Origin of the sequence: Pantoea sp. BR_17 (assembly GCF_041955125.1) — a bacterium.
Taxonomy (GTDB): Bacteria; Pseudomonadota; Gammaproteobacteria; order Enterobacterales; family Enterobacteriaceae; genus Pantoea; species Pantoea stewartii.
This window is the reverse complement of sequence record NZ_JAVAXT010000002.1, coordinates 189,167-202,881: the sequence shown is the minus strand read 5'-3', so window position 1 is coordinate 202,881 and position 13,715 is coordinate 189,167. Positions and strand designations below refer to the sequence as shown.

Annotated in this window: 11 protein-coding genes; 5 read left to right on the top strand and 6 right to left on the bottom strand. The window is 56.4% G+C overall.

Features of this window, described 5'->3' with window-relative positions; genetic code table 11:
* Positions 1-15 precede the first annotated feature (15 nt).
* From RAC60_RS04520 to atzF, 3 genes are read right to left on the bottom strand one after another with little or no spacing between them, the layout of a single operon-like run.
* The gene (locus RAC60_RS04520) at positions 16-717 is read right to left on the bottom strand and encodes a GntR family transcriptional regulator (protein WP_058702085.1); all 702 of its coding nucleotides are present in this window, start codon (positions 715-717) and stop codon (positions 16-18) included.
* A gap of 9 nt (positions 718-726) precedes the next feature.
* Positions 727-4,344: an urea carboxylase gene (gene uca / locus RAC60_RS04515; RefSeq protein ID WP_058702084.1), complete on the bottom strand. Its 3,618-nt coding sequence runs from the start codon at positions 4,342-4,344 to the stop codon at positions 727-729.
* Positions 4,345-4,346: 2 nt separating this feature from the next.
* Entirely contained in the window at positions 4,347-6,143 is a 1,797-nt protein-coding gene (gene atzF, locus RAC60_RS04510; RefSeq protein ID WP_058702083.1) for an allophanate hydrolase, read from the bottom strand.
* A 270-nt stretch (positions 6,144-6,413) separates the two neighbouring features.
* Here atzF and sltY point away from each other — a divergent pair, with 270 nt between their 5' ends.
* Together sltY and trpR are read left to right on the top strand one after the other, a co-directional pair.
* Complete coding sequence (gene sltY / locus RAC60_RS04505; protein WP_058702082.1) at positions 6,414-8,333, top strand: murein transglycosylase; 1,920 nt, start codon at positions 6,414-6,416, stop codon at positions 8,331-8,333.
* Between the two features lie 45 nt (positions 8,334-8,378).
* The gene (trpR, locus tag RAC60_RS04500; protein ID WP_033740217.1) at positions 8,379-8,726 is read left to right on the top strand and encodes a trp operon repressor; all 348 of its coding nucleotides are present in this window, start codon (positions 8,379-8,381) and stop codon (positions 8,724-8,726) included.
* Here the strand turns inward: trpR and yjjX are convergent.
* Positions 8,704-9,219 carry an inosine/xanthosine triphosphatase gene (yjjX, locus tag RAC60_RS04495; RefSeq protein ID WP_006117615.1) on the bottom strand — a complete coding sequence of 172 codons (516 nt, stop codon included), beginning with the start codon at positions 9,217-9,219 and terminating at the stop codon, positions 8,704-8,706. The two genes, trpR and yjjX, sit on opposite strands and share 23 nt — an antisense overlap.
* Positions 9,220-9,279: 60 nt before the next feature.
* On the opposite strand from yjjX, the gene gpmB reads away from it, so the two are divergent.
* Positions 9,280-9,927 (top strand): 2,3-diphosphoglycerate-dependent phosphoglycerate mutase GpmB, encoded by a 648-nt coding sequence (gpmB, locus tag RAC60_RS04490; RefSeq protein WP_033740218.1) that lies wholly within the window; start codon positions 9,280-9,282, stop codon positions 9,925-9,927.
* A 46-nt stretch (positions 9,928-9,973) separates the two neighbouring features.
* On the opposite strand, the gene robA is transcribed toward gpmB, so the two are convergent.
* Positions 9,974-10,840: an MDR efflux pump AcrAB transcriptional activator RobA gene (gene robA, locus RAC60_RS04485; protein ID WP_006117617.1), complete on the bottom strand. Its 867-nt coding sequence runs from the start codon at positions 10,838-10,840 to the stop codon at positions 9,974-9,976.
* A 197-nt stretch (positions 10,841-11,037) separates the two neighbouring features.
* Between robA and creA the strand changes: the two genes are divergently transcribed.
* Positions 11,038-11,511 (top strand): protein CreA, encoded by a 474-nt coding sequence (creA, locus tag RAC60_RS04480; RefSeq protein ID WP_006117619.1) that lies wholly within the window; start codon positions 11,038-11,040, stop codon positions 11,509-11,511.
* 40 nt (positions 11,512-11,551) lie between these two features.
* Here the strand turns inward: creA and arcA are convergent, their stop codons facing one another.
* Positions 11,552-12,268 carry a two-component system response regulator ArcA gene (arcA, locus tag RAC60_RS04475; protein WP_006117620.1) on the bottom strand — a complete coding sequence of 239 codons (717 nt, stop codon included), beginning with the start codon at positions 12,266-12,268 and terminating at the stop codon, positions 11,552-11,554.
* 601 nt (positions 12,269-12,869) lie between these two features.
* Between arcA and RAC60_RS04470 the strand changes: the two genes are divergently transcribed.
* Positions 12,870-13,574 carry a tRNA/rRNA methyltransferase gene (locus RAC60_RS04470; RefSeq protein ID WP_058702081.1) on the top strand — a complete coding sequence of 235 codons (705 nt, stop codon included), beginning with the start codon at positions 12,870-12,872 and terminating at the stop codon, positions 13,572-13,574.
* Positions 13,575-13,715: the final 141 nt, after the last annotated feature.

The window sequence follows — 13,715 nt, the reverse complement described above, 5'->3', positions numbered from 1 at the left end:
AATGGTATGGATACGTTATTCAATGGGTTGAAGCCGGGCCTGCTGGAGCATGTGTAGCGTGATTTTTCTGACCTCCGCTTTACTGACGGCAATGTGCCCTGTCAGGATCTGGCGGGCGTCGCGGGTCTCTTGCAATAAAATGGCTCGCAAAATCTGTGCGTGTTCGCGATAGGTCGCCGCGATACGATCTTCCCGGGTAAAATCAAGCCGCCGGATAATGCGGATTTTCTCTGTCAGCTCGGCATGGATCCGCGCCATTTCCGCATTGCCCGCAGCGGCGACCAGCGTCATATGAAACGCCTCATCATGCTGTGAAACCCGCTTGCCATCTTCTACCTGCGCGGCTTCACACCAGAACTGATACAGCTCGCGTAGCCGGTCGGCGCACTGGGTCGGCGGCAGCGCACACAGGCGCGTGACCGCCTCGCACTCCAGGACGGTACGCAAATCGTACAGCTCTTCGAAGTAGGCAAAATCAAAGGCTTTCACCTGCCAGCCGCTGCGAAACCACACGTCGACATAGCCTTCACGCTCCAGCCAGAACAGGGCCTGGCGAACCGGGGTGCGGCTGACTGCCATGCGCTCTGCAATCTCACTTTCGCTGAAGCGGTCGCCGGGCATCAGGCGGAACTCAAAAATGTCGTTTTTCAGTGCCTGGTAAACCCGTTCTGCCAGTGCTTCCGGGCGGGCTTTGCTTCGTGTTGATCGGGTCGTCATCGGCGCTCCTTATTCCAGCCACAGCAGCGTGTCGCCAGGGCTGACAGGGCGGCCGGCCTGGCAGGCCACGCGTTTCACCCGACCCGCGCAGGGAGCCGTAATGGCCAGTTCCATTTTCATTGCCTCAACAATCACCAGCGTTTGTCCGGCATTCACCGTCTCGCCCGCCTGCACCAGCACTTTCCAGATGTTGCCGTTCATATCTGCCTGTACAGCCTGCGCGCTGTTATCCTCAGCGGGCGCGTCTGACTCGGCCTCAGTGGAAGCGGGGGCTTCCGGCTCCTCCTGCGACCAGAGCCGGACCTCCTGCTCAAATGCCGCGGCCTGGCGCTGGCGAAACGCCGCAATGTCGTCGGCGTTCGCCGCCAGAAACGCCTGGTGAGCGGCAAAATCGAATTCAGTTTCTTCGATACGCAGCGCAGCACGGCCCTCGCGGAAATCATCACGAAGTTGCGCCAGTTCCTCTTCGCTCACCGGATAGAAGCGCACCTGATCGAAGAAGCGCAGGAGCCAGGGCTCACCGGCACCGAACTGCGGGTTTTTCAGGAAGGTGTTCCAGATGGGTAACGTACGGCCGACCAGCTGGTAACCGCCGGGAGAGTCCATGCCGTAAATGCACATGTACATGCCGCCGATGCCGACGGTGCCCTCTGCGGTAAAGGTACGGGCCGGACTGTACTTGGAGCTGAGCAGGCGATGGCGGGGATCAATCGGCACCGCGCAGGGTGCACCCAGATAAACATCGCCCAGGCCCAAAATCAGGTAGCTGGCATTGAACAGCGTATCGCGGACCTGTTCACGATCGGATAATCCATTGATACGTTGAATAAAATCGACATTATTGGGTAGCCAGGGCGCGCTGGCGCGCACGGTTTCTTTATAACGTCCGACGGCACCGATCGTAGCGCTGTCTTCAAACGCCATCGGCATCCAGACAATGCGAGAGGGCACTTTCAGCGTGCTGACATCACCGAGCATGGCTTCCCGGGCCAGCAGCTCGGACATTAACTGGGACTGCGACAGGGTAAGGCTGTCATAGCGAATTTGCAGTGAACGCACGCCGGGGGAGAGCTCTTCGATGCCGTCAACCGGTCGCTCACGCAGCGACGCCATCAGCAGATGAACACGGAGGCGGAGCGCCAGATCCAGCACGTTGTCGCCATATTCGATCAGAATGTATTTATCGCCGGCCTGACGATATACCGCCTGCGGTGTGGTGTCGGTGGCGGCAACGGCGGCGAGCACGGTAGCGGAGCCAAAGCGGTTGTCGGCCAGCGACGGCACGTCAAACGTCTGCGCCGTGTGCGGACGCAACGTGGCGATGACCTGCAACTGGGCATTTTCCAGCGCGACGGCTTCTTCGACGCTGATGGGATGGAAGCGAATTTTATCGCCCGGTTTGACCTGGCCGACCTTCCACAGTTCGGCTTTGGCTATCGTCACCGGGCAGACAAAGCCGCCGAGGCTGGGACCGTCGTGGGTCAGGATGACCGGAAAGTCACCGGTGAAGTTGATTGCGCCAATCGCGTATTCACAGTCGTGCACGTTGGACGGATGCAGGCCCGCTTCACCGCCGTTAGCGCGCGTCCAGGCCGGTTTAGGCCCGACCAGACGTACACCAAGGCGGTTGGAGTTGTAGTGAACCTGCCAGTCGCTGGCAAAGAATTCATCGATGGCGGCCTGGGTGAAAAAGTCAGGTGCGCCGTGCGGTCCGTACAGGACACCAATGTGCCATTCGCTGGTGTACGTTGGGATCAGCGCCGGGCTGAGTGCCTGCGGAGCGCTGACCGGCGCGGGCGTGGTGCAGGCTGCCAGTGACGGTTGCGAGACAGGCAGCATATCGGCAACCCGAAGCGTGCGACCGGCGTGCCCGCCAAACTGGCCCAGAGAAAAGGTGGAACGACTGCCAAGGTATTCCGGGACATCAAAGCCGTTACGGATAGCCAGATAACAGCGGCAACCGCGCTGGGCGCGACCCAGTGTCAGCGTTTGGCCAGCATTGACCGTTATCGGCTGCCAGTTGCTGACAGGGATGCCATCCAGCGTGGCACCGCAGTCTGCCCCTGTGAGAGCAAGGGTCGCCGCGCAATGAAAGCGCAGCGTTGGGCCCTGCAGGGTAAATTCCAGCCCGGCCGCCGACTCGTGATTTCCGACGATGCGGTTGGCAAGGCGGAAGGCATAATCATCCATCGGACCTGACGGCGGTACGCCGATATTCCAGTAACCCAGACGGCCCGGCACGTCCTGGATGGAGCTGAACGTGCCCGCCTGCAGCACTTCGACTACGGCTGCCGCGGGCGTAAAGCTGTCCAGAAAACGTGTCCAGACCTTGCCGCTACGGAACGCCTCGGTGGCCACGACCTGCCGCAGATAATCAAGATTGGTGGCGATACCGTGCAGTTGTGTGGCGTTCAGTGCGCATTGCAGTTTTTTCAGCGCCGCCTCTCGCGTGTCCGCATGGACGATGAGCTTGGCGATCATCGGATCGTAATAGCTGGAAACCTCGCTGCCGGTCGTCACCCAACTGTCCACACGGACATCGTCAGGAAAACTGACATGCGTGAGCACGCCGGGGCTGGGCTGGAAGTTTTTTAACGGATCTTCGGCGTACAAACGGACTTCAATCGACGCGCCCTGCGGTGCCTGCTGCAGGCGCGGCCAGTCGATCGCTTCGTCAGCGGCGACGCGCAACATGCATTCCACCAGGTCGAGGCCGGTGACGCATTCGGTGACCGGATGCTCAACCTGCAGGCGGGTATTCACTTCCAGGAAATAGAAGGCGTCCTGCTGTGCATCATAAATGTATTCTACGGTCCCCGCGCTGCGGTAATTGACTACCTCACCCAGCCGAACGGCCGAGGCGAGCAACGCCGCGCGCGTGGCCGTGGGCAGGCAGGGCGCGGGGGTTTCCTCCACCACTTTCTGGTTGCGGCGTTGCAGCGAACAGTCGCGCTCGCCCAGCGCCACCACGGTGCCCTTGCCATCACCGAAGATCTGCACTTCCACGTGGCGGGCATGATCGATACAGCGTTCGAGGAAAACGCCGGCGTCACTAAAGAATTGTTCGCCCAGTCGACGGACGCTCTCCCAGGCATTGCGCAGTGCCCCGGCGTCGGCACAGCGCGTCAGCCCAATGCCTCCGCCGCCTGCCGTGCTTTTTAACATCACCGGATAACCGATGGATTCGGCTGCGCTGAGGGCGTCATCAAGTGTGTTGAGCAGCGGCGTGCCTGGCGTCATCGGTACTCCGGCCTGCGCGGCTAACTCACGGGCGCGATGTTTCAGCCCAAACTCGCCAATTTGCGCAGCCGTGGGACCGACAAACACGATACCGGCCTGTTCACAGGCGGCAGCAAAGGGCAGACTCTCTGACAGAAAACCATAGCCGGGCCAGACCGCCTGGGCGCCCGTTTCCTGCGCCGCCGCCAGAATTTTGTCGACGCGCAGATAGCTGTCACTGGCTTTGTCGCCGCCCAGACCCACGGCGATATCCGCCTCTTTCACATGCTGCGCGTTGCGGTCGGCATCGGAAAACACGGCCACGCTTTCAATGCCCAGACGTTTCAGCGTGCGGATGGCGCGACAGGCAATTTCACCCCGGTTAGCAATCAGGACTGTGCTGAACATAATTAGTTACTCCCAGGCGAGGCAAGCCAGTTACGCCAGCCGCCAAATTCAGTGATTTCCAGCGCGCCGGTTAGCGCGGCACCTTCACAAATAAAGCCTTTCACCACACGTCCATCGGCAAGCGTCAGATTGCCAATGCCCAGTGGGGCAGGAATTTCCGCCACAAACTCACCGAAGCGCGCCAGCGGGATATCCCAGAGTTCAACGGTAATGGCCGTCCCCTGTTCTGTGCGCATCAGGCCGGGTTTCTTAATCGGACCCTCTAATAAGGCAAACAGGCGATACTGGCTGGCGGTCTGCGTCTCTTCCACCAGAACGGCCTGGCGCGTGGTGAGCTGGAAATTAAGGGGCATCCCGGTCAGGTGTGCGCCGACGACGGCCACACGAACATGATCGTGGGATGGAGGAAGCGCCATCGGGGAGGGCGGCAGTGGCAGGCCGGTTGCGCCGAGAGGCAGGGCCAGAGCCTGCTGCCAGCGCAGGCCAAACTGCGCCAGCGCGCGGTCATGCCAGGCGGGAGCGATGAGCGTAATGCCCGCCGGCAGGTCGTCGTTTCTGAACGGGGCGGGCAGGGCCAGTGCAGCAAGATCGGCCAGATTAGTGAAGTTGGTATAAGTGCCAAAATGCGCGTTATACAGCACCGGCTCCTGCTGCATTTCGTCCAGCGTGTAAATGGTGGGCGAGGTGGGCACCACCAGCGCATCAAACGAGGCCAGAACCTGCTGAATGTGCCGGGCCAGTTCGGCACGCTGGTATTCGGCCTGCCAGGCATCCACGGCGCTGTACTTCAGGCCATTCGCCACAATGCCGTGGACCACCGGATCCATGTTCTCTGGCTGGTTAAGCATCTCGCCTACGGCGACGGTGCGCTCGGCGACCCACGGACCCTGATAAAGCTGCTCGGCGAGCTGGCGGAAAGGGGTAAAGTCAATGGGATGCAACGTCGCGCCGGTCGCCTTCAGTGCGCTGAGCGCGGCATCCCAGGCGGCTTCGGCGGCGGCATCATCGTAAAATTCCGGTGTAGCCGGAATGGCGAAATCAGGACGGGCTTTCATGCCTGCTGGGGCCGTACGGGGATTCACGCGCGAATAGGCGTCTTTCTCGTCGTAGCCACCGGCCAGGCTGGCCACGGTAAAGGCGTCTTCAACCGTCAGCGCAAACACCGAAATCGTATCGTTCAGGCGACAGGCCGGGACCACACCACGGGCAGAGAACCAGCCCTTTGTCGGTTTCAGGCCGACAATATTGTTAAACCCTGCCGGCACCCGACCTGACCCGGCGGTGTCAGTGCCGAGTGAGAAAGCCACCAGGCCACGCGCCAGTACCGAGGCCGATCCGGAACTGGATCCGCCACTGACAAAATCCGGATCAAAGGTATTACACACCGCGCCATAAGGTGAGCGTGTGCCCACCAGGCCGGTTGCAAACTGATCAAGGTTGGTTTTGCCGATGACCACCGCACCTGCTGCTTTCAGGCGAGCCACCACAAAGGCATCCTCTTCAGCGGTGTAGCTAAACGCCGGGCAGGCGGCGGTGGTCGGCCAGCCTGCGACATCAATATTGTCTTTGACCGCGAACGGCACACCGAACAAAGGAAGCGCGTCGGGATCCTGCTGATAGCGTGCCAGAAGCGGCGTGATTTGTGCTTCGAGTTGCGCCGGACTGGCAAGACAGATCCAGGCATTATCACTGGGTTCCTGTTCCGCCAGGTGGGTTGCCAGCAACGTGTGAAGCTGCTGTGGGTGCTGCCGGGCGCGTTGCTGCCATTCGCTAAGGGTCAAGCCAGATGTTGAAGCCATGCAATAAATTCCAACTGGTATACAAGATGGCATTCAACAGAGCAAAGGCTGTGCCAGATTTTTAACTTGATGAATCAAAGAGATAAAGCGGCATGCCATAAGTTTATGTGATGATAAAATGCACAGCCGTAGCGCAGAACGTGTGACATTGCGGTGCGCCACGCCTGCGCAAAGGTAAATTTTGTGAAGAACATGGCAAGAGTGGCTTCCCCTGGTTAGCATGAATAACGTCTGGCACCCTGCCAGAGCCCAGCAACAGAGGAGATTTACGTGGAGAAGTGGCGTAACGGGATGATAGGGATCTGCCTGGTGAGCATGGCCGGCAGCGCATGGGCTGATTCGCTTGATCAACAACGGCAACGATATCAACAGATTAAACAGGCGTGGGACAGTAACCAGATGGCGACAGTCGATCAACTGTTACCGACGCTGCAGGATTATCCGCTTTATCCCTACTTAGAATACCGTTTGCTGGCGCAGGATCTCGATCAGGAAACCAGCCTGGCGGTGCAGAACTTCATTCAAAAGTATCCCACCTTGCCCCCGGCACGGTCGCTGAAAACACGGTTTGTGAACGTGCTGGCCCATCGTCAGGACTGGCAAGGCGTACTGAATTTCAGCCCGGATGAACCGACGCCGGTGCAGGCGCGCTGCAACTGGTATTATGCAAAATGGTCTACCGGTCAGCAGCAGGCGGCCTTTGCGGGCGCAAAAGCGATTTGGCTGCGCGGCACCGCCTTGCCGAATGACTGTGACAAGCTGTTTTCAGTCTGGCAGGCCTCAGGGCAGCTCTCGCCTATTACGGTGCTGGAGCGCATTCGTCTGGCGATGAAAGCGGGCAATGACAGCCTGGTCAGCTATCTGGCGAAGATGCTGCCCGCTGATTACAAGACGATGTCGGATGCCTTACTGACGCTGCAGAAAGATCCCCAGTCCGTAACGACTTTTGCCAACAGCGTTGGCGCCACCGACTTTACGCGCCAGGCCACTATCTTTGCCTTCGCCCGTGTGGCGCGTGCCGATATGGAAAATGCCCGCAGCATGATTCCCGAACTGGTCCGGGCGCAAAAAATGGGGCCGGAGGATGAGCAGGCGCTGAAGGAGATTGTGGTCTGGCGCATGATGGGCAGCGATCTGACTTCTGAGCAAGCGCGCTGGCGCGATGCGGTGGTGATGAACAGCGAATCAACTGCCTTGCTGGAGCGGCGCGTCCGCCTGGCGCTGAGTGAAAATGACCGTCGTGGCCTGAATACCTGGATTGCCCGTCTGCCGGTAGAAGCGAAAGAGAAAGACGAATGGCAATACTGGCAGGCCGATCTGCTCTATTCCAAAGATCGCAAAGAAGAAGCCGATGAGATTCTGCGCAAACTGATGACGTCACGCGGCTTTTACCCGATGGTGGCTGCACAGCGTCTGGGCGTGAATTATCCTCTGCAGGTAGATGCCGCACCGAAACCCGACAGCGCCACGATACAGGGGCCCGAGCTGGCCCGGGTTCGCGAGCTGATGTACTGGGGGCTGGATAATCTGGCGCGAAGCGAATGGGCCAACCTGATTAACAGCAAAAACCATGTCCAGCAGCAGATGCTGGCGCGTTACGCAAGCGAGCAGGACTGGTGGGATCTCAGCGTACAGGCCACCATCACCGCAAAAATGTGGGACAGCCTGAAAGAACGCTTCCCGCTGGCATGGCAGAATCTTTATAAGCAGAACACACAGGGGAAAACCATTCCGCAGAGCTATGCGATGGCGATTTCCCGTCAGGAAAGTGCGTGGAACCCGAAAGCGCGTTCCCCGGTCGGTGCGAGTGGCCTGATGCAAATTATGCCCGCCACCGCCACGCATACCGTGAAGATGTTTAGCATTCCTGGCTATGTGAATCCGTCTCAGCTGTTCGATCCGCAAACCAATATCCAGATTGGCACGCAGTATCTGGATTATGTCTATCAGCAGTTTGATAAGAACCGGATCTTCGCCTCGGCGGCCTACAACGCCGGGCCCGGTCGCGTACGGACCTGGCAAAACAGCACCGCGGGCAATCTGAGTGCCGTCGCCTTCATCGAAACCATTCCGTTTTCCGAAACGCGGGGTTACGTGAAGAATGTGCTGGCTTATGATGCCTACTATCGCTACTTCCTGGGCCAGCCTGACAAGATCCTGTCAGATGCTGAGTGGAATCGCCGTTACTAGCTGTGTTAAGCTTCCGTACTCTTTAGTGAGTACGGAAGCCCTCTCATGAACCAACCTGCTGTGCCACCCGAAACTGAACAGGCTGCGGAGTCGAACTGGCTACGTTTTGTTGATCTGATTCAGCAGGCGTTTGCCGACCAGCATGCGTTACCGCTCCTGCAACTCATGATGACGCCCGATGAGCGTGAAGCCTTTGGCACACGTCTGCGTATCATCGAATCGCTGCTGAACGGCGACATGAGCCAGCGTGAGTTGAAAAATGAGCTTGGCGTCGGCATCGCGACCATCACCCGGGGATCGAACAGCCTGAAAGAGGCGCCTCCCGCACTCAAGCGCTGGCTGGAGGCCCAACTGCGCCACCCGGAGTCGATTACGCGTAATAAGGATGTGTAAACGGGCAGAGCGCCAGAATTAACGCCTGATGATACACACTGGAGCGGCTGAGCAGACCATGGGTTAACGTGCCTATCGCACCGCCTTTGTGTTTAATGTTTTCTATGCCGGTCAGGCGCGCCATCTCGTCGCCCAGTTCACGGCCTTCACGTAAACCCGCCATCACGGGCGGCGGCAGCGTAAAGCTGGCTGAACGTGATTCACCCCGCTGCTTGTGGTTTTCCACCACTATCCAGGCAAACGCACTCTCTTCTTCAATGCCTGCTTCAATCGCGACCCAAAAATCGGCTTCCGGGCGAACCTGACGGGCATTCATGACGCGCTGACGTGCGCCGGTGCGGGTTTCAAGATTAGAGAGGGGCTGTGCTGCCACGCCGCTCTCGACCTCCACCCCTTCTGTATGGCAGGATCCCTCGCCGAAAACGTCGTTGAATGCCTGAGCAATCGCACGAATCTTCGCTGGATTGGTGGTAGCTGCGACGACATGGTACATAATTAATTGAACCCTCAGGTAATAAAGGCGATTTTGGTCGCAGTATAACGGAAACTACGCATGCTACAGGTCTATCTTGTTCGTCACGGTGAAACGGTATGGAATGCAGAACGCCGCATTCAAGGGCACTCCGACAGTCCGCTGACGGCAAAAGGCGAGCACCAGGCCCGTCAGGTCGGTGAACGGATTAAACACGCAGGTATCACCCATATCATTTCCAGCGACTTAGGACGTACCCGACGTACGGCAGAAATCATTGCCGATGCCTGCGGCTGCGATGTCACCTTTGACGCCCGCCTGCGCGAACTGAATATGGGCGTGCTGGAAAAACGCCTGCTGGACGAGTTGAGTGCGGAAGAAGAGGGCTGGCGCGCGTCGCTGGTTAACGGCACTGAGGGTGGCCGTATTCCGCAGGGCGAATCCATGACAGAACTGGCGCAGCGTATGCAGGATGCCCTGAATGCCTGCCTGGCGTTACCGGCTGGCAGCCGCCCCTTGATTGTCAGCCATGGTATGGCGCTGGGCGTGCTGGTGAGCACCATTCTGGGATTGCCTGCGTATGCGGAACGTCGTCTTCGTCTGCGTAACTGTTCGATTTCCCGCGTTGATCATCAACAAAGCGCCTGGCTGGCAGCGGGCTGGGTGGTCGAAACGGCGGGAGATATTTCGCATCTTGACGAGCCCGCGCTGGACGAACTCCAGCGGTAAGTTGACAGATTATGCCGTCATCGCGACGGCATAATCACAAACGCGATTAACGGCGAATCGGGATCAGATACTCGCACTTAATATCTGCTGGGGGTTCGGTCCGTTTCTTTCCGCCATGGGTAATAAAACGTTCAATATCCTGGCCCTGACGGCGAGTCAGTCCCAGTGTCGGCATGCAGGTGCCATACAGTAACAGGATAAATTCCTGCAAATCTACGCGGGGACCTGCATAGTTGAACTGCACATAGTCGCCTGCTTCCAGGCTGACGTTCTGCCCGGAGTGCATATTCGTTGCGCTGTCCACAGGCACCGCCGTGGTATACAGAATCTCCTGCTCATCATCCTTTTCATGACTGGCACGGACCTGGTGCAGACCGTAAAGCACTGGCGGCACCGTATCCGTTTCCAGCAGAAACTGCCGCCAGAAGTGGAGGCGCATTTCATCACGATATTTGGAAATTTGTTCCAGCGTGCAGGTGTAGCTCTGTGTCTGACCAAACAGTACGGTTTCCGGCAGCGTAACGAACTGGTGTTCCGGCAGTGTGTCATTGCCCAGGCGAATCGGTGGGCGAATGCCGAAGGAGTTCCAGTCAGATGAACGGCGATACCATGCAGGGGTTTGATTAAACTGCTTTTTAAAGGCACGCGTAAAGGTCTGCTGGGAATCGAACCGATACTGTAAGGCGATATCAAGAATCGGGCGACTGGTCAGGCGAAGCGCGACGGCGGCTTTAGAAAGACGCCGTGCCCGGATGTAAGCGCCGATGGCGTGCCCGGTGACATCTTTGAACATCCGTTGTAGATGCCATTTAGAATAACCTGCCTTAATGGAAACGTTATCCAGTGAAAGGGGTTGATCCAAATGGCTCTCCAGCCAGGCAAGCAAATCGCGAATGATACCGGCTTGGTCCATAAAACATCCTCATACTCTGGTGGCGCAGCTAAATGAAGTCGACGAATAATAGTACTTATAGCGTAAAGACGTGATCGGCTTTGATTGGGGTAGTTGTACTATTCACTAACGCGGGAGTTTATACCCTTTTTGCATTGGTTATTGTATCAATTGACAGTACATTACATGCTCATCTATTACATTTGCAATGGTAACTCATGACAATAACTCGTCTTGCGATCGCCACCTTCGCCGGTCTGCTATTTTCCAGTTCGCTGCTGGCCGAAGAGATTGGCTCGGTCGATACCGTATTTAAGATGTTTGGGCCGGACCACAAAATTGTGGTGGAAGCGTTCGATGATCCTGATGTTAAAAATGTAACCTGCTATATCAGTCGGGCCAAAACGGGCGGGATTAAGGGCGGACTGGGACTCGCAGAGGACACGTCTGACGCCGCTATTTCCTGTCAGCAAACCGGACCGGTTGAGTTAAGTGATAAGATCGCCAAAGGAAAAGCGCAGGGTGACGTTGTGTTTCGCCAGCGTACTTCCCTGATTTTCAAGAAGTTGCAGGTTGTTCGCTTCTTTGACAGCAAGCGCAATGCGCTGGTCTACCTGGCGTATTCGGATAAGGTGGTGGATGGTTCGCCGAAAAATGCGCTGAGTGCCGTGCCGATTATGCCCTGGCATTAACGCATAAAAAAACGCCCGAAAGGGCGTTTTTCTGAGGCCGTTACTCTTGCAGGTCACCGCAGAAACGATAGCCTTCACCGTGAATGGTAGCGATGATTTCTGGCGTATCCGGTGTGGATTCGAAATGTTTACGAATACGGCGGATGGTGACGTCAACGGTACGATCGTGAGGTTTCAGGTCGCGTCCGGTCATTTTTTTCAGCAAATCAGCACGGGTCTGAATTTTGCCGGGATTTTCGCAGAAGTGCAGCATGGCGCGGAACTCACTGCGCGGCAGTTTGTACTGCTCACCGTTGGGATTGATCAATGAACGGCTGTTGATATCCAGTTCCCAGCCGTTGAACTTATAGCTCTCGACCTGACGACGCTCTTCATTAGGCAGCGGTAAGTTCATGGTGCGTAACAGCAGATTACGTGCACGAATAGTTAACTCACGCGGATTAAATGGCTTCGTGATGTAGTCGTCTGCGCCAATTTCCAGTCCAAGGATCTTATCAACTTCGTTATCGCGTCCTGTCAGGAACATTAATGCCACATTAGCTTGCTCACGCAGTTCACGCGCCAGTAACAGGCCGTTTTTGCCCGGCAGGTTGATGTCCATGATAACCAGGTTGACATCATTGTCGGTCAATACCTGATGCATTTCTGCACCATCGGTCGCTTCATACACGACATAACCTTCCGCCTCAAAAATACTTTTGAGGGTATTACGCGTGACCAGTTCGTCTTCAACGATGAGAATGTGCGGGGTCTGCATGTTTAGCTACCTAATTTTGCCAACTAAATTGAAAACAGGGCGTACAGCGGTTAGGTGCTCTCCAGTGCGGAGAACGGCAAGCTTTGCTGAACCGTTGTACGAAAGTCATTGTGATAAGCTTTTATCAAGGTCAACAACCGTGTTCGCTCAGCCAGCCGTAACGACAATTCCATGCCCTGCGGAATAATAAATTGAAACATATACTAACTGTCTTAACAGCAACCTAACAGCAATAACAACAACTGCTAAGCATAAAAACAACGCTTCGTTGACTTATATCAAATGCAATTGTAGCACGTTAACATTTCTGTGAAAAACATCCCGAAAAATTGACGCAGAAGGCGATTACACGTCATTTTTGTACCGACAGGCACAGCACAGCACAAAACAGGATGTTAGAAACTTACTATCACAGGGGGCTGAATTGAAAGGCTTTTATTTTGAAGTTTCTGATAATGTGCACTTTATGGTAAAAAAGGACGCAATGGCTTTTTTTAACGTGTTTTAACATGTATTTCAGGGTGTTAACCTCAAAGCTTATACCTCTTAATATCACGCTACATGTTACACTGCACCGTCTACATTTACTGATGGAATGATCATGCTTTTTCCTCTTATCCTCGTCTCGCCCGCCCGGCCGGAAAATATCGGCGCAGCGGCCCGTGCCATGAAAACCATGGGTTTTAGTGAACTGCGCATTGTCGCCAGCGATGCCTGGCAGGACCCGGCTGCACGCCGTGTGGCGCACGGCGCGGGGGACATCCTGGATAACGTGAAAACATTTGCTACGCTGGCTGATGCGCTGGCGGATATCGATTTTTCCGTCGCCACCACCGCGCGCAGTCGTGCCAGGTTCCGTTACTACGCCACGCCCCAGCAGGTTGAAGCCCGGTTGCTTGAAAAGCGGCAGTGGGTAAACAGCATGGCGCTGGTGTTTGGTCGCGAAGACAGTGGGCTGACCAACGAGGAACTGGATCATGTTGACCTGCTCACCGGGATCCCTATGGCGCAGGACTATCCTTCATTAAATCTCGGGCAGGCGGTGATGGTGTACTGTTATCAGTTAGCGGCCCTTAACCAGGTCACAGCGCCCGTTACGCCGCTTGCCGATGCGCAGCAATTGCATGCCTTGCGCCAGCGTCTGACGCAGCTACTCCAGCAACTGGATGTCAGCGACGACATCAAAATGTCAGACTGGATTAATCAGCGTATTGGTTTGCTGGAACAGCGCGACAGTGCAATGCTGCATCGCCTGTTACATGATGTGGAAAAAAAGCTCGCAGAGAAATCCTCGGGGAATGCGTAACTATTTAGTGACAGATGTTAATTAAGCGCACGATACCAAACGATTCGCCAGGTTTTTTTCCTGCAATCACACGCTAAGCATGGCGAGTTTTTTTTGCACAAAGGATAAAACCGTTGACTTGATGTGCGCTTTGATTTACTT

Coding starts and splice junctions, on each gene's coding strand:
- RAC60_RS04520 (WP_058702085.1), bottom strand. CDS start 717: ATGACGACCCGATCAACACGAAGCAAAGCCCGCCCGGAAGCACTGGCA.
- uca (WP_058702084.1), bottom strand. CDS start 4,344: ATGTTCAGCACAGTCCTGATTGCTAACCGGGGTGAAATTGCCTGTCGC.
- atzF (WP_058702083.1), bottom strand. CDS start 6,143: ATGGCTTCAACATCTGGCTTGACCCTTAGCGAATGGCAGCAACGCGCC.
- trpR (WP_033740217.1), top strand. CDS start 8,379: ATGAACCAACCTGCTGTGCCACCCGAAACTGAACAGGCTGCGGAGTCG.
- yjjX (WP_006117615.1), bottom strand. CDS start 9,219: ATGTACCATGTCGTCGCAGCTACCACCAATCCAGCGAAGATTCGTGCG.
- gpmB (WP_033740218.1), top strand. CDS start 9,280: ATGCTACAGGTCTATCTTGTTCGTCACGGTGAAACGGTATGGAATGCA.
- robA (WP_006117617.1), bottom strand. CDS start 10,840: ATGGACCAAGCCGGTATCATTCGCGATTTGCTTGCCTGGCTGGAGAGC.
- creA (WP_006117619.1), top strand. CDS start 11,038: ATGACAATAACTCGTCTTGCGATCGCCACCTTCGCCGGTCTGCTATTT.
- arcA (WP_006117620.1), bottom strand. CDS start 12,268: ATGCAGACCCCGCACATTCTCATCGTTGAAGACGAACTGGTCACGCGT.
- RAC60_RS04470 (WP_058702081.1), top strand. CDS start 12,870: ATGCTTTTTCCTCTTATCCTCGTCTCGCCCGCCCGGCCGGAAAATATC.